This is a genomic window from Nonomuraea jabiensis (assembly GCF_014204795.1).
Lineage (GTDB): Bacteria > Actinomycetota > Actinomycetes > Streptosporangiales > Streptosporangiaceae > Nonomuraea > Nonomuraea jabiensis.
Window position 1 is genome coordinate 5282501 of record NZ_JACHMB010000001.1, and the last position, 18543, is coordinate 5301043.

General features: G+C 68.9%; 14 protein-coding genes and 2 rRNA genes (1 of these 16 running past the window's edge). 8 read left to right on the forward strand and 8 right to left on the reverse strand.

Annotation, left to right across the window (positions count from 1 at the left end):
* Both HD596_RS24390 and rrf read left to right on the forward strand, forming a co-directional pair.
* Positions 1 to 1839: ribosomal RNA gene (locus HD596_RS24390) — 23S ribosomal RNA — on the forward strand; it begins 1265 nt to the left of the window's first position.
* A 73-nt stretch (positions 1840 to 1912) separates the two neighbouring features.
* Positions 1913 to 2029: ribosomal RNA gene (gene rrf / locus HD596_RS24395) — 5S ribosomal RNA — on the forward strand.
* 70 nt (positions 2030 to 2099) lie between these two features.
* Here the strand turns inward: rrf and HD596_RS24400 are convergent.
* Positions 2100 to 2726 carry a LysE family translocator gene (locus HD596_RS24400; protein WP_185071644.1) on the reverse strand — a complete coding sequence of 209 codons (627 nt, stop codon included), beginning with the start codon at positions 2724 to 2726 and terminating at the stop codon, positions 2100 to 2102.
* Positions 2727 to 2822: 96 nt separating this feature from the next.
* Here HD596_RS24400 and HD596_RS24405 point away from each other — a divergent pair, with 96 nt between their 5' ends.
* Positions 2823 to 3281 (forward strand): Lrp/AsnC family transcriptional regulator, encoded by a 459-nt coding sequence (locus HD596_RS24405; RefSeq protein ID WP_185071645.1) that lies wholly within the window; start codon positions 2823 to 2825, stop codon positions 3279 to 3281.
* 413 nt (positions 3282 to 3694) lie between these two features.
* Here the strand turns inward: HD596_RS24405 and HD596_RS24410 are convergent, their stop codons facing one another.
* Complete coding sequence (locus tag HD596_RS24410; RefSeq protein ID WP_185071646.1) at positions 3695 to 4180, reverse strand: winged helix-turn-helix transcriptional regulator; 486 nt, start codon at positions 4178 to 4180, stop codon at positions 3695 to 3697.
* Positions 4181 to 4276: 96 nt separating this feature from the next.
* On the opposite strand from HD596_RS24410, the gene HD596_RS24415 reads away from it, so the two are divergent.
* Positions 4277 to 4852: a dihydrofolate reductase family protein gene (locus tag HD596_RS24415; protein ID WP_185071647.1), complete on the forward strand. Its 576-nt coding sequence runs from the start codon at positions 4277 to 4279 to the stop codon at positions 4850 to 4852.
* A gap of 425 nt (positions 4853 to 5277) precedes the next feature.
* Here the strand turns inward: HD596_RS24415 and HD596_RS24420 are convergent, their stop codons facing one another.
* Positions 5278 to 6747 (reverse strand): phosphodiester glycosidase family protein, encoded by a 1470-nt coding sequence (locus HD596_RS24420; RefSeq protein WP_185071648.1) that lies wholly within the window; start codon positions 6745 to 6747, stop codon positions 5278 to 5280.
* Between the two features lie 255 nt (positions 6748 to 7002).
* On the opposite strand from HD596_RS24420, the gene trpS reads away from it, so the two are divergent.
* Entirely contained in the window at positions 7003 to 7965 is a 963-nt protein-coding gene (trpS, locus tag HD596_RS24425) for a tryptophan--tRNA ligase (RefSeq protein ID WP_185071649.1), read from the forward strand.
* A 105-nt stretch (positions 7966 to 8070) separates the two neighbouring features.
* Here the strand turns inward: trpS and HD596_RS24430 are convergent, their stop codons facing one another.
* From HD596_RS24430 to HD596_RS24445, 4 genes are all read right to left on the reverse strand, one after another.
* Positions 8071 to 9108: a methyltransferase gene (locus HD596_RS24430; RefSeq protein ID WP_185071650.1), complete on the reverse strand. Its 1038-nt coding sequence runs from the start codon at positions 9106 to 9108 to the stop codon at positions 8071 to 8073.
* Between the two features lie 92 nt (positions 9109 to 9200).
* Complete coding sequence (locus HD596_RS24435; RefSeq protein WP_185071651.1) at positions 9201 to 10820, reverse strand: PucR family transcriptional regulator; 1620 nt, start codon at positions 10818 to 10820, stop codon at positions 9201 to 9203.
* Between the two features lie 57 nt (positions 10821 to 10877).
* Positions 10878 to 12581, reverse strand: coding sequence for an AMP-binding protein (locus tag HD596_RS24440; protein WP_185071652.1), 1704 nt, complete (start codon positions 12579 to 12581; stop codon positions 10878 to 10880).
* A gap of 45 nt (positions 12582 to 12626) precedes the next feature.
* Positions 12627 to 13328 (reverse strand): TetR/AcrR family transcriptional regulator, encoded by a 702-nt coding sequence (locus HD596_RS24445; RefSeq protein WP_185071653.1) that lies wholly within the window; start codon positions 13326 to 13328, stop codon positions 12627 to 12629.
* 55 nt (positions 13329 to 13383) lie between these two features.
* On the opposite strand from HD596_RS24445, the gene HD596_RS24450 reads away from it, so the two are divergent.
* Positions 13384 to 14829, forward strand: a complete 1446-nt coding sequence (locus HD596_RS24450) for an MFS transporter (protein WP_185071654.1) — start codon at positions 13384 to 13386, stop codon at positions 14827 to 14829.
* Here the strand turns inward: HD596_RS24450 and HD596_RS24455 are convergent.
* Positions 14826 to 15524, reverse strand: a complete 699-nt coding sequence (locus HD596_RS24455) for an alternative oxidase (protein WP_185071655.1) — start codon at positions 15522 to 15524, stop codon at positions 14826 to 14828. The genes HD596_RS24450 and HD596_RS24455 overlap by 4 nt on opposite strands.
* Before the next feature lie 236 nt (positions 15525 to 15760).
* On the opposite strand from HD596_RS24455, the gene HD596_RS24460 reads away from it, so the two are divergent.
* Both HD596_RS24460 and HD596_RS24465 read left to right on the forward strand, forming a co-directional pair.
* Positions 15761 to 17041: an aspartate aminotransferase family protein gene (locus HD596_RS24460; RefSeq protein ID WP_185071656.1), complete on the forward strand. Its 1281-nt coding sequence runs from the start codon at positions 15761 to 15763 to the stop codon at positions 17039 to 17041.
* Positions 17038 to 18543: a CoA-acylating methylmalonate-semialdehyde dehydrogenase gene (locus HD596_RS24465; RefSeq protein ID WP_185071657.1), complete on the forward strand. Its 1506-nt coding sequence runs from the start codon at positions 17038 to 17040 to the stop codon at positions 18541 to 18543. The genes HD596_RS24460 and HD596_RS24465 overlap by 4 nt, the downstream gene beginning before the upstream one ends.

An 18543-nucleotide genomic window follows, 5' to 3' on the forward strand; every position in this document is an offset into this window, starting at 1 on the left:
CACTGACAGCCAAGTGTTGTTGGTGGGTAGGGGAGCGTCGTGCAGCCGGTGAAGCAGCAGAGTGATCTAGTTGTGGAGGCTGTGCGAGTGAGAATGCAGGCATGAGTAGCGAATCGAGGGTGAGAAACCCTCGCGCCGGATGACCAAGGGTTCCTGGGGCAGGCTAATCCGCCCAGGGTAAGTCGGGACCTAAGGCGAGGCCGACAGGCGTAGTCGATGGACAACGGGTTGATATTCCCGTACCCGCTTCAACGCGCCCATATCGAACCTCGTGATGCTAAGAGTCCTTAACTCGCTCGGGCCTTCGGGCTTGGGGTCAGAGTGAACGCTCGATCCGATCGGGTAGTAGGTAAGCGATGGGGTGACGCAGGAAGGTAGTCCAGCCCAGGCGATGGTTGTCCTGGGGTAAGCATGTAGGGCGGAACGTAGGCAAATCCGCGTTCCTTAAGCCTGAGATGTGATGCCGAGCCGATTGTGGTGAAGTGGATGATCCTATGCTGCCGAGAAAAGCCTCTAGCGAGTGTTGTGGCGGCCCGTACCCTAAACCGACTCAGGTGGTCAGGTAGAGAATACTAAGGCGATCGGGTGAACTGTGGTTAAGGAACTCGGCAAATTGCCCCCGTAACTTCGGGAGAAGGGGGACCTCTGCTGGTGATGGGTTTTGCACTCGGAGCTGGTGGGGGTCGCAGTGGCCAGGGGGAAGCGACTGTTTACTAAAAACACAGGTCCGTGCGAAGTCGTAAGACGATGTATACGGACTGACGCCTGCCCGGTGCCGGAACGTTAAGGGGACCGCTTAGTCAGTTTCGGCTGGCGAAGGTGAGAACTTAAGCGCCGGTAAACGGCGGTGGTAACTATAACCATCCTAAGGTAGCGAAATTCCTTGTCGGGTAAGTTCCGACCTGCACGAATGGCGTAACGACTTCCCCGCTGTCTCAACCGCAGACCCGGTGAAATTGCAGTACGAGTAAAGATGCTCGTTTCGCGCAGCAGGACGGAAAGACCCCGGGACCTTCACTACAGCTTGACATTGGTGTTTGGAACGGCTTGTGTAGGATAGGTGGGAGACTGGGAAGCTCGGACGCTAGTTCGGGTGGAGTCATTGGTGAAATACCACTCTGGTCGTTTTGGATGTCTAACTCTGGTCCGTGATCCGGATCGGGGACAGTGTCTGGTGGGTAGTTTAACTGGGGCGGTTGCCTCCCAAAGGGTAACGGAGGCGCCCAAAGGTTCCCTCAGCCTGGTTGGCAATCAGGTGTTGAGTGTAAGTGCACAAGGGAGCTTGACTGTGAGACTGACGGGTCGAGCAGGAGCGAAAGCTGGGACTAGTGATCCGGCATCGGCGTGTGGAAGCGGTGTCGCTCAACGGCTAAAAGGTACCCCGGGGATAACAGGCTGATCTTCCCCAAGAGTCCATATCGACGGGATGGTTTGGCACCTCGATGTCGGCTCGTCGCATCCTGGGGCTGGAGTAGGTCCCAAGGGTTGGGCTGTTCGCCCATTAAAGCGGTACGCGAGCTGGGTTTAGAACGTCGCGAGACAGTTCGGTCCCTATCCGCTGCGCGCGCAGGAGACTTGAAAGGGGCTGTCCCTAGTACGAGAGGACCGGGACGGACGAACCTCTGGTGTGCCAGTTGTACCGCCAGGTGCACGGCTGGTTGGCTACGTTCGGGAGGGATAACCGCTGAAAGCATCTAAGCGGGAAGCTTGCCTTGAGATGAGGTCTCCCACCCTGTGAGGGGGTAAGGCTCCCGGTAGACGACCGGGTTGATAGGCCGGAGGTGGAAGCGCGGTAACGTGTGGAGCTGACCGGTACTAATAGGCCGAGGACTTGACCACAAAGCAGACTTTCTAAGTCGTTGCTCGCGTCCATTATGTGATTCTGAGACAGCAAGCGGCTGTTTCGCAGAGTTACGGCGGTTATGGCGGGAAGGAAACACCCGGTTACATTCCGAACCCGGAAGTTAAGCTTCTCTGCGCCGATGGTACTGCACTCGGGAGGGTGTGGGAGAGTAGGTCGCCGCCGGACAATCTTTGAGGGGGTTCGACGCCTTGTGCGTCGGACCCCCTTTTTTTTGTGTTCAAGACCCTTTTAGTGGTCAATGGGTGCCGAGCGTGGCGGCCGCGACCACCAGGAGCATCGTGCCGGAGACGGCCGAGATCCGGCGGGCGGCCTTCGGCGTCCGGGTCAGGGCGTGGCTGGCCCGTGCCGTGGCCAGGGCGAGCAGGCCGTACAGGACGGCGCAGTTCGCGACGTGGAGCAGGCCGAGTGCGGCGAGTTGGAAACCCAGGGGGATGCCCGTCTCCGTGGAGATGAACTGCGGCATCAGAGACAGGTAGAGCAGCACGCCCTTCGGGTTGAGCAGGGCTGTGAGCATGCTCTGCCGCAACACCCGGCCCGCGGGCTGCGGCGTCGCGCCCGGGACTGGGGTGGCGGAGTTCTTGAGTGACGCCAGAGTCTTGATCGCCAGGAAGATCAGATAGGCCGCGCCGGCGTACCGCATCGCGGGCAATGCGGCGGGAACCGCGCGAAGTGCGGCGGCGAGCCCCGCGGCGGCCAGGACCGTGTGCACGGTGTAGCCCGAGCAGATCCCCGCCACCGCCGTGAGGCCGGTGCGGCGGCCCTGGCCGAGCGAGCGGGCCATGACGTAGAGCATGTCCGGGCCCGGCGTGCAGATCAGCAGCAGGTCCATGCCCAGGAAGAGCACCACCAGCCGAGCGTCCATGAGAACCACCTCCTTGTGGGACGGTAGTCAAGGAGGGCTGGCACGCGATGGCCTCTTTGTGCTGCTTCGGGCGGCGGAGTGGCAGGATATTGCGCTGTGGACAGGATTGACCGCAGGATCCTCCAGGAGCTGCAGCGGGACGGGCGGCTGAGCAACACCGAGCTGGCCGACCGCGTCGGGCTCACGCCCTCGCCGTGCCTGCGCCGGGTGCGCCAGCTGGAGGAGTCCGGCGTCATCCGCGGCTACCGGGCGCTGGTCGACGGGGACGCGGTGGGACGGGGGTTCCAGGCGTTCGTCACCGTGGTGATGAGGTATGAGGATCACGACACGGTGGCGGAGTTCGAGCGGCTGGTGGCGGGGATGCCGGAGGTGGTGGAGGCGCACCGGCTCTTCGGTGACCCGGACTTCCTGCTGCGGGTGGCGGTGGCAGATCTGGCGGCGTACGAGCGGTTCTACTCCGAGACGCTCTCCGGGCTGCCGGGGGTGGCGCAGGTGACGTCGCACCTCGCGATGAAGGCCGTGAAACCGGACATGGGACTGCCGGTGGACGCCTGAGGCCGGACGCCCGCACATCGCGCGCCGGCGTCGCGTACGTCGCCATGACGACTGGGTGTCGGCGCGGTGTATGTGGGCCATGATGTCCGGCTGTCGGTGTTGCGTACGTCGCCGTGACCGCCTCGCGATGGCGTTCCGCACGTTGCCATGATGGCTGGATGTCGGCGTTGCGCATGTTGCCATGACGGCCGCGTGACGGTGCCGCGCACCACCATGACCGCCGTGTGACCGTGCCGCGCCATGACCGCCGTGTACCGTGCCGTGCACCGCGCCATGGCCGTCGCGCGGCTGGCGCACGTCTCGAGCGACGACAGGGCGCCGCGTCCGACTGCACTTAAGGCGTCAGAGTGCGGTGGCGGTAGGCCTTGGCGAGGCGTTCCATCATGACGTTGCGTCCGACTCCACTTGAGGCGTCAGAGCGCGTCGGTGTAGGCCTTGGCCAGGCGTTCCATGACGCTCGGGCCGTCCCGTTCCGGGGGCGGGGCGCCGAGGTGGATGGTCCGCAGCTCGGCCATGAACTCGTTCCACAGCTCCGGACCGCCGGCCGCGAGCAGCTCCGCTCGTACCCGCAGCCGCTTGGTGGTCGGGCGGTGGCGCAGCCCCCACTCGCCGAGCTGTGCGAAGATCGGCACCAGCTGGATCGACGCCTCCGTCAGGCTGTAGGCGGCCCGCCGTCCGGGCCCCGCGTCCTCGCGGGTCAGCAGGCCCGCGTTGACCAGGCGCTTCAGCCTGTCGGCCAGGATGTTGGAGGCGATCCCCTCCTCGGAGCCGGCGAGCAGCTCCCTGAAGTAGCGCCGACTCCCGAACATCACGTCCCGCAGCACGAGCAGGCTCCAGCTGTCACCGAACGCCTCGACCGCGGCATTGATCGGACAACCCGAACGCGCCGACTCCGCCAACTCGCACCTCACCTCCGAACTGGTTGCAATCTACCACCGGGTGGCCTAGCGTGAGCCTACCGATTGCAAATCGCAAGCAGATGTAGGGGGCGACGAATGAGCGACACCGAGCCGCAGACCGCGGGTGGAAAGGTGCTCTGGCACTTCACGATGTCGCTGGACGGGTTCGTGGCGGGGCCGAACCACGAGATGGACTGGGTGGCCGGGGCCTCGTTCCGGCCGAGCCTGGTCGATGAGTACGTCGAGACCACGGGTGCGGTGCTGGGCGGTCGAGACGGTTGGGACCATTACCCGGATCCTGGCGGCATCTACGGTGGCGCCTGGAAGGGGCCGCTCTTCGTGCTCACCCACCATCCCGAGGACGCGACGCCCGCCGACGGGGTCACGTTCCTGAGCTGCGACCCGGCCGAGGCGGTGCGGATCGGTCTGGAGGCGGCCGGGGGCAAGAACCTGGAGGTGTTCTCGCCGACCATCGGCCGCCAGCTGCTCGAACTGGGCCTGATCGACGAGATCGACCTGCACATCGCGCCGGTCCTGCTGGGTGAGGGTATCCGGCTGTACGACAACCCCGGCGGCGAGCCGATCCGCCTCCACCGGCTCGGCGAGGGCGACCCCGCCTCGGTCGTGAATGTCCGCTACCGGCCCGCCACAACGGCGAAGGTCCCGGAGTAGGCGGGGGCGCAGTCGTGCCTCGTAGGCGAAGGTGATTCCGCCTCGGTCGTGAACGTGCGCTCTTGGCCTGCCATGACGGCGAAGGTCCTCGGGGTGGGCGGGGCCGTAGCCGTGCTCTCATCGGCGAAGGTGGTCCCGGCTGGGTCGTGAATGTCCGCTACTGGGCCGCCGCAACGGCGAAGGTCCCCGGGGTAGGGGGGTAGCCGCGCCCCCATCGGAGATGGTGATCCCGCCTCGGTCGTGAACGGGCCTGCCACACCGGCGAAGATCTCGGGGGGCGAGGCGCAGTTGTGCCCCATCGGCGAAGGTGATCCCGCCTCGGCGGTCGATGTCCGCTATCGGTCCGCCACGACGGCGAAGATGTCCGAGTGCCCGAGCCGTAGCCATGCCCCAGCGGCACGGCTACGGCTCGGGCCCGGGGTGTGTTACTTGGGCAGGACCAGGAGGGCGTCGCCGACGCCGCGCTCCACGCCGTCCGAGGGGCGGTTGATCAGCTTGTTGCCGACCACCATGGCCGTCGAGCCGCCCCCGTCCAGGTTGATGGCCTGCGTGGCCCCCAGCCACCGCATGAACTGGGCGGCCTCCTGGAAGTTCGCCCCCACGGTCACGCCGGGGTTGCGGCCGTCGATGGTGGCGATGATGAGGCTGCCGTTCCTCGTGGTGCCGAGGAGGGTGCGCGGGTGGCGGCGCAGGATCATGTTGACGGAGTCGTGGCCGTCCTGCTTGGCGGTGATCTTCACCCTGCCGTTCCGCACGAGGCCGACGCTGCCCGCGATCACGTTGAGGTCCGGGGTCAGCGCGAGCGCCTTGCCGGTACGCAGATCCACGACCTTGGTGTCGACCTTGACCGTCCAGTCCTGGAAGGCGTGCTCGTTGAGCCAGTCGGCGGCCTGGCCGTTGCCGTGCAGCACCCGCGTCCCGGCGGCCACCGCGGCGCCCGACTCGCGCACGCCGACGACCTTGCCGTTGGCGTCGAGGACGGCGTCGGTTCCGCCGGTGGGCGTCTTGGCGCCCCACTCCTCGGTGTAGAGCACCAGCTCGTCCGTCGTGACGGCCCGGTTGACGCCGTTGACCTCGGCCTTCTCGCCGTCCTGGGAGGTGGCGATGACGGTGGTCTTGAGCTCGGTGATCTTGGCCGTACGGCCCTTGAGGACGACGGCCGAGCGGCCGGGGACGGCCTCGCTGAGCAGCTTGCCCCTGACCACGGACGCGCCGACGGGCTCGCCGCGCAGCGCCTTGTCGGTGTGGATGTTGAAGAAGCCGCCGTTGACGCCGAGCAGCGCGTTCTGGGCCTTGACCATCGACGAGACGGTCTCCCGCTTGGCCACGCTGGTGCCGAGCGAGGACGCGAACGAGCCGCCGAACGCCCCGGCGTCGATCATCACGACCTTGACGTCCCAGGGACCGGTGGTCTTGAGCCCGTCGTCGCCGAGGTAGTCGACCTTGACCTTCAGCCCGGCTTCCTTGAGCTTCTTGGCGGTCTCCTCGGCCTTCTTCTTGTCGTCGAGGGACCAGAGGCCGACCCGGACCATGTACACGGTCTGGGAGGGGGCGTCGGCGACGCTCGGCCGTACCACCTTCTGCACGCTGGGGGTCTCCCCGGCGGCCTCCACCTCGGCGGCCTTGGCCTCGGCCGTCGTCTGCATGCCGTAGTCGCGGCCGCTCGGCATCAGCACGGTCACCGTGTAGCCGTCGGTCGCCGAGCCGGCCTTCACGTCGTACAGGTCGATGCCCTGCGCGACGGCGGTCATCGTCTTGGTCGGCACGGGCCTGCTGCCCAGCGGGAACTTGGCCGACGGGAACCGCACCGACGCCTGCTCCGCCGCGGCGGGCAGGGTGGTGAGGGTGAGCGCGGCGGCTATGGCCAGGCCGCCGGCGAGGGTGCGTCGAGACATGAATTCTCCAGAGGGCGGAAAAGGGACCGCACCATACTGGCGAGATCATGGTCACCGGGGCAGGCGAACACGCCAAACGGTAAAAGAGGTTACGAGATTGACACCGCAAACGGATACACTTCGTTTATGACTCGCATCAGCATGTGGTGGCGGCCGACAGACGGCCGCTGATTCCCCATGCCCGGGCCGTCTCCGAGACGGCCCTGCGAGCGTGCGGTCCTCTCCGAGACGGCGTGACCTGAAAGAGAGACCGAAATGAACGACGTCGTCCTCACCGGTGACCGTCCGACCGGACCGCTGCACCTGGGCCACTACTTCGGCTCGCTGGCCAACCGCGTCACGTTGCAGGACAAGTTCCCGATGTACGTGCTGATCGCCGACTACCAGGTGATCACCGACCGCGATCTGCCCGGCGCGATCCAACGCAACATCACCGAGCTGCTGCTCGACTATCTCGCGGTGGGCATCGACCCGGCCAAGGTGACGATCTTCCAGCACAGCGCCATTCCCGAGCTGAACCAGCTGCTGCTGCCTTTCCTGAGCCTGGTGTCGGTCTCCGAGCTGCACCGCAACCCCACGGTCAAGGACGAGATCGCGCACAGCTCGCAGCGGGCGGTCAGCGGCCTGATGTTCACCTATCCGGTGCACCAGGCGGCCGACATCCTGTTCTGCAAGGGCACGCTGGTGCCCGTGGGCAAGGACCAGCTCCCGCACGTGGAGGTGACGCGGCTGGTGGCGCGCCGCTTCAACGAGCGGTACGGCGAGGTGTTCCCCGAGCCTGAGGCCATGATGGGCGAACGGCCGCTGCTGCAGGGGCTCGACGGCGGCAAGATGAGCAAGAGCCGCGGCAACGCGATCGCCCTGTCGGCCACCGAGGACGAGACGGCCGCCCTCATCCGCAAGGCCCGTACCGACTCCGACCGGGTGATCACCTTCGACGAGACGCACCGGCCCCAGGTGGCGAACCTGCTCACCCTGGCCGGCCTCTGCCTCGGCCGCTCGCCGCAGGACATCGCCGACGAGATCGGGGACGGGGGCGCGTCGGCGCTCAAGAAGCTGGCCACCGAGGCGGTCAACGAGTTCCTGCGGCCGATCAGGAGGCGCCGCGCCGAGCACACCGAGGAGGAGGTGCGGCAGGTCCTGGCCGAGGGGAACGCGGCGGCCAGAGAGCGGGCGATCATGACGCTGGAGGAGGTTCGGGCGGCGATGGGCTTCTAGCGGGGCAGGCCGGCGGGCGGCGATGGGCTTCCTGAGGGGGTCGTGGCGGCGGCGGGCTTCCCGAGGGGTCCGTGGCGACGCGGGCTTCCAGTGGCGCGTAAAAGGTCAGTGCGGCCGGTGGGTGGGGAGGGAGGCCAGGGCCAGTTCGGTGGGGACGGAGCGGAGGGGGCGGCGGTGCCGGGGTGCGTGGAAGCCCGCCGCCCGCAGCAGCTCCGACACCTCCCGGAACCCGCGCACCCTGCCACCGGCCGTGACCAGATAGTTCAGGTCCAGCAGGCCCAGCAGGGCGCGGCTGGCCCGGCCGGGCATGACGCTGTCCCCGAACTGGTCGCCCACCACGACCGTCCCGCCCGGGTTGAGGGCCGCCGCCACCCGCCCCAGGAGGGTGGCGGCCTGCGCGTCGTCCAGCCCGTGCACGACGTTGAACAGCAGCGCGATGTCGTACCCGCCGCCCAGGTCGCCGTCCAGGAACGACCCGGCACGCACGCTCAGCCGGGGATGGGCGGCGGTGGCCTTGAGCGCCTGCGGCAGGTCCAGCACGGTGGCGTGGAGCCGGGGGTGGCGCCGCAGCAGCTCCAGGCTGAACCGGCCGTGGCCGCCGCCCACGTCCAGCACCCGCCGGGCGCCGCGCGGCACCGGGACGGCCCTGGCCATCGCCGGCGCCTGCCGCCCGGCCAGCGCCGCCGTCCACGCCTGGAACGACCGGGACAGCTCGGGATCGCCTTCCAGCAGCTCGTAGAAGGGCGTGGCGGGCACCCCGTCGCGCACCGCCTCCGCCAGCCGGGGCCAGATCACGCACGCCGTACGTTCCCAGAACTCCAGCCCCGCCACCAGGGACTGCGGCGAGTCCGTCGTGAACCACAGCCGCGAGGCGCGGGTCAGGCGGTAGCGGCCCCTGCGGACCCGCAGGTAGCCGAGCCCGGCCAGGGAGCGTAACAGCAGGTCCGAGGAGCGGGCGTCCAGGCCGAGCGTGGCGGCGAGCTCCGCGCCGGTGGACGGGCGCTCGCGCAGGGCGTCGAAGACGCCCGTCCTGGCCGCCGCGACGAGCGCGTGCAGGCCCAGGACGCCGAAGTAGTCGAGGATCGGAGGCACGATCGACAGCCGGTGCGCCGCGGACTCCACGGCGTTGAAGAAGAGGGGCACGAATGCGACGCTAGGCGCCCGGAGCGGTCAGCGGGGTTCGCGACGGCGTTGAAGAAGAGGGGCACGCACGCGACGCCAGGCGGCCGGGGCGGTCAGCGGGGTTCGCGGCGGAAGGACTCCAGGGCCAGCAGCGCCACGTGCAGGGACATGCAGGACTCGACGTCGTCCAGGTCGGTGTCGAGGACGCGTTCGAGGCGGCGCAGGCGGTCGTAGAAGGCGGGCCTGGACAGGTGGGCCTTCTGCGCGGCGACCGCCTTGTTGCGTCCCGCGTCGAGGTAGATGCGCAGGATCCGGGTCAGGTCGCCGCCCCGCTGGGCGTCGTGCGCCAGCAGCGGCCCCAGCTCCCGTTCCGCGAACGTCTGCAGCCGGGCGTCGTCGCGCAGCAGGTGGAGCAGCCCCCGCAGGCGCAGGTCGGGTAGCCGGTAGAAGGGGCGCCCGTCCGGCTGGCGGACGGCCACGTCGGCGACCTGCTCGGCCTCCAGGAAGCTGCGCCGTACGTCCCTGATCGACTCCACGACCGAGCCCGCCGCCAGCACGAACGCGAGCCCGCCCGGCCGCCACAGCACGCGCAGCCGCTCGGCGAGCGCGGTCAGCGCGGGCTCGGCCTGGGTGCGGGGCGGGAGGGGCAGCAGGACGCCGACGCGCTCCTGGTCGAGGGCGCCGACGAGGGCGGGCAGGCGGGCGTCGCGGCAGGCGGCAGCGGTGGCCTCGGCCAGCTCGCCGAGCTGGGCCTGGCCGTCGAGTGCCTGGTCGGCCGGCTCGGTGGGCCTGATGACCACGCTGATCAGCTTGCGTCCCGTGAGCGGCACGCCGACGGCCCTGGCGCGGGCGGCGGCCTCGTCGGGGTCGGCGTAGGCGTGGGTCAGGATGCCGGTGATGATCGTGCCGTGCGCCTGGCGTTCGAGCGACTCCTGGTGGCGTTCGAGCAGGCGGCCAAGGGCGAGCGTGGTGGCGGCGCGCTCGGCCAGCACCATGTCGCGCGGCGTCGGTGCCGAGTCGCAGATCAGGATCAGCCGACCCCAGTCCTGCCCGCGCGCGCCCACCGTGGTGATCACCCATCCGGAGGCGGGGTCGTACGCGGTCCGCTCGGCCGGGGCCACGCCCCTGGACCTGGCCTCCCAGCCGGCCAGCAGCGCGCCCGCGTCGCGCCCGGCGGACTCGCAGGCCAGCACCTGGTGGGCGAGGTTCTCCAGCAGCACGGGCCGGTTGGACAACCGGGCCACCTGCGCCAGCACCTCGGCGGGCGAGGCCCCCTCGACCGACAGCTCGGTGAAGACCTCGTGGAGCTGCTCGGAGGCCCGCAGCTCCTCCAGCTGGATGTCGATGATCCGCGCATGCACGGACTCGGTGATCTGCACGAACGGCGTCTCGCGGTCCAGCACGATGAGCGGCAGCCCGTGCTCCTCGGCTCTCTTGACCACGGTGGGCGGCAGCTCCTTGACGAACCTGCGGCCCAGCTCGACGATCAGCCCCGAGGCGCCCACGGAGGCGAGGTCGCCGATGTAGTCGGCGAGCTTCTCCGGGTCTTCCGGCAGCGCCACGCCCGTGGTGAGCACCAGCTCCCCGCCGCGCAGCAGGTGGGCGAGGTCGGCGATCTCGCCGACGTGCACCCACCGGACCCTGGTGTCGAGCCGGTCGGCGCCCGCGACCACGCGCGGACTGCCCCGGCGTACGGTCTCCAGTGCGAGGACATCGGCGATGGTGGGCAACACGGGGCAGAGCCTAGCCGATCGTTCTGTAAGAACGGCCATGCTCCCATTTACGCTTTGTCACGAGCTGAGGTCCTCCTCCCGGTACTCCTGGCGAGGTTCCCGCACCCGTAGCTCGACCCGGCGAATCTTGCCGGAGATCGTCTTGGGCAGCTCGGCGAACTCCAGCCGCCGCACCCGCTTGTAGGGGGCGAGCTCTCTGCGGCAGTGCTCGAAGATCGAGCGTGCGGTCGCCTCGTCCGGCTCGAACCCGGGCGCGAGCGTCACATAGGCCTTCGGTACGGCCAGGCGCACCGGATCGGGGGCGGGCACGACGGCGGCCTCGGCCACGGCGGCGTGCTCCAGCAGCACGCTCTCCAGCTCGAACGGCGAGATGCGGTAGTCGGAGGCCTTGAAGACGTCGTCGGTCCTGCCGACGTAGGTGATGTAGCCGTCCTCGTCGCGGGTGGCGACGTCGCCGGTGTGGTAGAAACCGCCGCGCATCGCATCACTCGATCCACCGATATATCCAGACATGAGGCCTAGGGGGCGGCGGGCGTCCAGCGGCAGGCAGATCTCACCGTCGTTCCCCGGTCTGCCGCTCACGGGGTCGATCAGCACGACGTCGTAGCCGGGCAGCGGACGCCCCATCGATCCGGGCTTGACCGGCTCGTCCGGCGCGTTCCCGATCTGCGCGGTGGTCTCGGTCTGGCCGTAGCCGTCCCTGATCGTGATGCCCCACGCCTTGGCGACCTGGTCGATGATCTCCGGGTTGAGCGGTTCGCCGGCGGCCACGGCCGTGCGCAGCGGCAGCTGCGAGTCATGGTCGCGCTCACTTGGCCCTCGCTGGTCACGCGAGCTACCGCTCTCGGGCCTGATCGTTCGCCGCTGCAACGCCGCCAGGTCCTCCTGGATGAGCATCCGCCACACGGTCGGCGGCGCGCAGAACGTGGTGACCCGCTCGTCCCGCAGCACCTCCAGCAGCGCGGGCGCGGAGAAGCGCCGGTAGTCGTGGATCAGCACGGTGGCGCCCGCGTTCCACGGGGCGAAGACGTTGCTCCAGGCGTGCTTGGCCCATCCGGGCGAGGACACGTTGAGGTGCACGTCGCCCGGCCTCAGCCCGATCCAGAACATCGTCGACAGGTGCCCGGCCGGATAGGACGCGTGCGTGTGCTCGACCAGCTTCGGCTGCGAGGTCGTGCCGGAGGTGAAGTAGAGCAGCAGCGGGTCGCTCGCCCGGGTCGGCGCGTCGGGGACGAAGAGCGGGTCCTCCTCGTACGCCTCGTGGTACGGCAGCCAGTTGTAGGCGTCGCCGACGGCGATCTTCGTGTATTCGCCGGCCTCGAACTTGCCCGCGTCGGCGGCGTTGGCGATCACGTGGGCGACCCCGCCCCTGACGATGCGCTCCGAGACGTCCTTGGCGGTCAGCAGCGTCGTGGCCGGGATGATGACCGCGCCCAGCTTCATCGCGGCCAGCAGCGACTCCCACAGCTCGGCCTGGTTGCCCAGCATGAGCAGGACCCGGTCGCCCCGGCGCACGCCCTGCCGGTGCAGCCAGTTGGCGACCTGGCCGGAGCGGGCGGACAGCTCGGCGAACGTGTAGCGGGCGCTGCTCGCTCCCACGATCTTGAGAGCGACGGCGTCGGGGGTCTCGGCGGCCAGCACCCCGTCGAACCAGTCGAGCGCCCAGTTGAACTCCGCGAGCTCCGGCCAGCGGAAGTCGCGGCGGGCGGTGGCGGGGTCGGCGTGCAGGAGGAAATCGCGGGCGGCACGGAAATCGCTCATGGGCCGACTGTGATGGGTCGCTCGCTCGCTCATGCCCGAATCCTGCTACGTCGCCAGCCGCCGCTCAAGGCCGTCGAGCACCGACACCAGCCCGAAGTCGAAGGCCACCTGGCGGACGGTCTGCGGATCGTCGTAGGCGCTCATGTCCATGCGCTCCAGCATGTCGGGAAAGTCCCTGACCGCCCTGGCGACCATCGCCCGCATCTCGTCGGGGTCGTACTCGTGCTCGCCCATGGTGGAGTTCCAGGCGACCTCGGGGATGGTCATGCCGTAGATGTAGGCGGTGAGCGTGCTGCCGGCGTAGTCGACGTCCATCCCCTCGAACCCGGCCAGCTTGAACATCCGGCGCATCCGGTCGGCGACCTGGATGGCGTTGGGGCCGAGCGCGGGCATGCGGCCGAGGAGGTCGGCCGCCCACGGGTGGCGCAGGATCACCGATCGCATGCTGTAGGCCAGGACCGAGGCCGCGTCGCGCCAGCCGACGTCCTCCGGCTCGGGCATGCTCATCTCGCCCCAGACCTGGTCGTAGACCAGTTCCAGGAGCTCGTCCTTGTGGGCGACGTACCAGTAGATGCTGGTGGCGCCCGCGCTCAGCTTGGCGCCCAGCTTGCGCATGCTGAGCCCGCCGAGGCCCTCCGCGTCGAGGATCTCGATCGCGGCGCGGACGATCTCGTCACGGCTGCGCCCCGGGCTCGCGGTCTTGCGCGGCTCGCGAAGCCAGACGGAGGCGAACTGCTTGCCGGTCATCCTCCAAGGATAAATCCACTCGCACACTGTACGAGAGTTGTCGTACGCTGTGCGAGTGGACTCGAACACTGTACGAGACCCCCGCCGCTGGTGGATTCTCGTCGTACTCTGCTTGGCGCTGCTGGTGCTTGTCGTCGACAACACCGTTCTCAACCTCGCCATCCCCTCGCTGAACGAGGAAATGGGCGCGACGCCGTCGGACATCCAATGGATCATCGACGCGTACGTGCTCGCCTACGCCGGTCTGCTGCTCACCTCGGGCAGCCTGTCCGACAAGTACGGCCGCCGCCTGTTCCTGATCGTCGGCCTGGCCTTCTTCGGCGGCGCGTCGCTGCTGGCCGTGCTCGTCACCGAGCCCTGGCAGCTCATCGCCGCCCGCGCGCTGATGGGCATCGGCGGATCGCTGGTCATGCCCTCGACGCTGTCGATCCTGATGACCGTCTTCGACGAGACGGAGCGGCGTAAGGCGATGGCCTCCTGGAGCGCGGTGGCCCTGGTCGGCATGGTGTCGGGCCCCACCCTGGGCGGCCTCATGCTGGAGCACTTCTGGTGGGGCTCGGTCTTCCTGGTCAACATCCCCATCGCGGCGATCGCCATCGTGGCCGCCGTCGTGCTCATGCCCGAGAGCCGCAGCAGCGGGCGGAAGATCGACCCGGTGGGCGTGGTGCTGTCGACCGTCGGCCTGACGGCGGCCGTGTACGTCATCATCGAGCGCGAGTGGAACGTGATCGGCATCGCGATCGCCGTCCTCGCCCTCGGCGGCTTCGTGGTCTGGGAGCGCAAGCAGGCGCAGCCGATGCTGCCCCTGCACCTGTTCGCCAACCGCAACTTCAGCGGCGCGTCGTTCTCGATCCTGCTGATGGCCTTCGGCGCGGGCGCCGTGATGCTCATGCTGACCCAGTACCTGCAGTTCGTGCTGGGCTACAAGGAGATGCAGGCCGGTCTGGCCATGCTCCCCTACGGCGTGGCCGCCGCGATCTTCAACGGCGTGGGCGCCGGCCTGGGCAAGAAGGCCAGCAACCGGGTGCTGATCGGGGCCGGCCTGCTGGTGATGGCCGGCGGGTTCGTCGTCATGGCCACGACCACCGGATACCTCCCGCTCCTGACCGGGCTGGTGATCATGGGCATCGGCGGCGGGCTGGCCGGGCCGTCCGCGTACTCCTCGCTCATGAGCGCCATCCCCATGGAGCACGCCGGCGTCGGGTCGGCGCTCAACGACACCGTCCAGCAGGTCGGCATGGCGATGAGCATCGCGATCCTGGGCAGCGTGCTGGCCGGGCAGTACACCTCGCAGATGCCGGCCGACCTGCCCGCCGCCGCCAGGGAGTCGATCGGCGGCGCGCACCTGTCGGGCTTCGCCGAGGCCGGCAACCAGGCGTTCACGTCGGCCATGCACCTGGGTTCGTGGGTCGGGGCCGCGTTCTGCGTGGCCGCCGCGCTGCTCGCGATGGCCGTGCTCCGCCCGGTCGCCGCCGCCCCGGAACCGGTGAAGGTCCCCTAGCGGACACGCGGCTCCCGCATGCTCTCCAGGCTGTCGAGCTTGTGGGTGCGCTCGTCGTGGCCGATCTGCCGCAGCAGGTCGGCCACCGAGCGGTAGCGGCCGTACTCGGCGGCGTACGTGCCGGGGTCGGGCACGAAGTCCAGCTCCGGGTTCTCGGCCACGAACGTCATGTACCCGTGCTCGGCGTGGTCCTCGAACTCCGCGTTCAGCCGGTAGCTCCAGTCCGGCCTGACCAGGAACAGCACCCAGGACACGTGGTAGTAGAAGAACGCGATCAGCCAGGGCGCGGCCCGGTGCAGCAGCCAGGTCTGCCGCTGCCCGGTGCGCTGCACCAGGTCCTGCAGGATCAGCAGGTGCCACTGCTCGTTGTCCTGGTCGGCGCGGGCCTCCACGATCCGCTCGAAGATCCGTCTGGCCAGCGCCGAGCGGCCCCGATGGTGGTGCACGGCCCAGTAGCCCATCCGCTCCCACGCCTGGTACGGCACCCGGGCGATGATCTCCAGCATGGCGAACTTCGTGTACGAGCCCTGCTTGCCGTACATGATGTCCACGGGCTTGAACATCATCTTGGCCAGCAGGCTGTACTTCATGCGCGGGGTGTCCAGCGTGTCCTGCTGGGCCCGGCGGAGCTGGTCGCGGTCCAGCTTGGGCGGGCCGGCGGGCGCTTCGGGGCGGTGGTCGACGGTGACGGTCATCTCGATCTCTCCTTCGTTTCCGGGATGATCCGATGGTGGCCGACCGCCACGGCCCCGGTCGTCGCCCGCCAGTGGTCATTCGCGGTGCCTCCGGCGGCGTAGAGGCCGCCGTCCGCGTACATCGCCAGACGGACGGGACATCCCCTAGGGGACGTTTGCAGGGTGTAAGCGGGTTTTTCCCTCCGCCGACAGGTTGTAGTTACGGCCCGAGGCGAAGAAAAGGGATACTCGGTAGCATGTCGGAGCTACTCGCGCGCCACCGGGCAGTCATGCCGAACTGGTTGGCCCTCAACTACAACGACCCCATCGAGATCGTCAGCGGCAAGGGCAACCGTGTCATCGACGCGGACGGCAAGAGCTACCTGGACTTCTTCGCCGGAATCCTGACCAACATGATCGGCTACGACGTGCCCGAGGTGCGCGAGGCCGTCGAGCGCCAGATCGCCACCGGGGTGGTGCACACCAGCACCGTCTACCTGCTGCGCGGCCAGATCGAGCTGGCCGAGAAGATCGCGCGGGTCTCCGGCATCCCCGACGCCAAGGTCTTCTTCACCAACTCCGGCACCGAGGCCAACGAGACCGCCCTGCTCCTGGCCACGTACGCGCGCAAGAGCGACCAGGTGCTCGCCATGCGGCAGAGCTACCACGGGCGCAGCTTCGGCACGATCGGCGTCACCTCCAACCGCTCCTGGAAGAACAACTCGCTCTCCCCGCTCAACGTGACCTTCCTGCACGGCGCCGACCGGCACCTCGCGCAGTTCAAGGGCATGTCGGACGCCGAGTACATCCAGGCGTGCGTGGACGACCTGCGCCACGTCCTGGCCACCGCCGTCTCCAACGACGTGGCGGCGCTGATCGCCGAGCCGATCCAGGGCGTGGGCGGGTTCACGATGGCCCCCGACGGGCTGTTCGCCGCGTACAAGGAGGTCCTGGACGAGCAGGGCATCCTGTTCATCTCGGACGAGGTGCAGACCGGCTGGGGCCGTACGGGCAGCTCGTTCTTCGGCATCGGCAACCACGGCGTGACCCCCGACATGATGACCTTCGCCAAGGGGCTGGGCAACGGCTTCGCCGTCGGCGGCGTCGTGGCGCGCGGCGACCTGATGGACGCCCCGCACGCCGTGGGCCTGGCCACGTTCGGCGGCAACCCGATCTCCATGGCCGCCGCCAACGCCACCCTCGACTACGTGCTCGACCACGACCTGCAGGCCAACGCCGCGCGTACGGGCGAGATCATCATCAGCGGCCTCAAGGAGGCCGCCAGGCGCCTGCCCGTGGTCAGGAGCGTGCGCGGCAAGGGCCTGATGTTCGCCGTCGAGCTGGAGAGCCCCGCCCAGGCCGCCCGCTTCATGGAGGAGACCAAGAAGGCGGGCCTGCTGGCGGGCAAGGGCGGCCTGTACGGGACCGCCATCCGCATGGCCCCGCCCCTGACCCTTACGGTGGACGAGGCCGTCGAGGGTCTCGGCATCATCGTGACCGCCCTGGAAACCATCAACGCAGAGGCAGCAGCTCAGTGAAGTCCGTCAAGCACTGGATCAACGGAGCGCTCGCGGACGGGGACTCCCGCGCCGCCGAGCTCTTCAACCCCGCGACCGGCGAGGTCAGCGGCCACGTGGCGCTGGCCGCCGCGGCCGACGTGGACGCGGCCGTGGCCGCCGCCGTGGCGGCCTTCCCCGCCTGGCGGGACGCGTCGCTGGTCAAGCGGGCGCAGGTGCTGTTCCGCTTCCGCGAGCTCATGTACGCGCACCGCGACGAGCTGGCCGCGCTGATCTCCGCCGAGCACGGCAAGGTCCACTCCGACGCGCTCGGCGAGGTGGCCCGCGGCCTGGAGGTCGTGGAGTTCGCCTGCGGGATCCCCCACCTGCTCAAGGGCGGCTTCTCCGAGGGCGTCTCGACCCGGGTCGACTCCTACTCGATCCGCCAGCCGCTGGGCGTCGTGGCCGGCATCACGCCGTTCAACTTCCCGGCCATGGTGCCGATGTGGATGTACCCGGTCGCGATCGCGTGCGGGAACGCCTTCGTGCTCAAGCCGTCGGAGAAGGACCCGTCGGCCTCGCTGCTCATGGCGCGGCTCTGGCAGGAGGCCGGGCTGCCCGACGGCGTCTTCAACGTCGTGCAGGGCGACAAGGCCGCCGTGGACCGGCTGCTGGAGCACCCCGACGTGCGCGCCGTGTCGTTCGTCGGCTCCACCCCGATCGCCAGGTACGTCTACGAGACCGGCACCGCGCACGGCAAGCGCGTGCAGGCCCTCGGCGGCGCCAAGAACCACATGCTGGTGCTCCCGGACGCCGACCTCGACCTGGTGGCGGACTCGGCGGTGTCGGCGGGGTTCGGCTCGGCGGGGGAGCGGTGCATGGCGATCTCCGTCGTGCTGGCCGTGGACCCGATCGGCGACGAGCTCGTCCAGAAGATCGTCGAGCGGGTGGACAAGCTGGTGATCGGCCCCGGCGACGACCCGAAGTCCCAGATGGGGCCGCTGGTCACCGAGGTGCACCGCGACAAGGTCGCCTCCTACCTCGACCTCGGCGTCGAGGAGGGCGCCAAGCTGGTCGTGGACGGCCGCGAGACGGCCGTGCTCGGCGGCGGCAAGGCGGCGGACACGCCCGGCTTCTGGCTCGGCCCGACCGTGCTCGACCACGTCCCGCCCGGCTCGCGGACGCACACGGACGAGATCTTCGGGCCGGTCCTGTCGATCGTGCGGGTGTCCTCGTACGAGGAGGGCCTGGAGATCATCAACGGCGGCCTGTACGGCAACGGCACCGCGATCTTCACCAACGACGGCGGCGCGGCCAGGCGCTTCCAGAACGAGGTCGAGGTCGGCATGGTCGGCATCAACGTGCCCATCCCGGTGCCGATGGCCTTCTACAGCTTCGGCGGCTGGAAGTCCTCACTCTTCGGCGACACGCACGTGCACGGCACCGAGGGCGTGCACTTCTACACCCGCGGCAAGGTCGTCACCTCGCGCTGGCTCGACCCCTCGCACGGCGGCGTGAACCTCGGCTTCCCCACGAACAAATAG

Bases quoted from the DNA above. Each gene is read 5' to 3' on its own strand.
- HD596_RS24400 (WP_185071644.1), bottom strand. From the start codon at position 2,726: ATGGACGCTCGGCTGGTGGTGCTCTTCCTGGGCATGGACCTGCTGCTG.
- HD596_RS24415 (WP_185071647.1), top strand. From the start codon at position 4,277: ATGAGCGACACCGAGCCGCAGACCGCGGGTGGAAAGGTGCTCTGGCAC.
- HD596_RS24420 (WP_185071648.1), bottom strand. From the start codon at position 6,747: ATGTCTCGACGCACCCTCGCCGGCGGCCTGGCCATAGCCGCCGCGCTC.
- trpS (WP_185071649.1), top strand. From the start codon at position 7,003: ATGAACGACGTCGTCCTCACCGGTGACCGTCCGACCGGACCGCTGCAC.
- HD596_RS24440 (WP_185071652.1), bottom strand. From the start codon at position 12,581: ATGAGCGATTTCCGTGCCGCCCGCGATTTCCTCCTGCACGCCGACCCC.
- HD596_RS24445 (WP_185071653.1), bottom strand. From the start codon at position 13,328: ATGACCGGCAAGCAGTTCGCCTCCGTCTGGCTTCGCGAGCCGCGCAAG.
- HD596_RS24455 (WP_185071655.1), bottom strand. From the start codon at position 15,524: ATGACCGTCACCGTCGACCACCGCCCCGAAGCGCCCGCCGGCCCGCCC.
- HD596_RS24460 (WP_185071656.1), top strand. From the start codon at position 15,761: ATGTCGGAGCTACTCGCGCGCCACCGGGCAGTCATGCCGAACTGGTTG.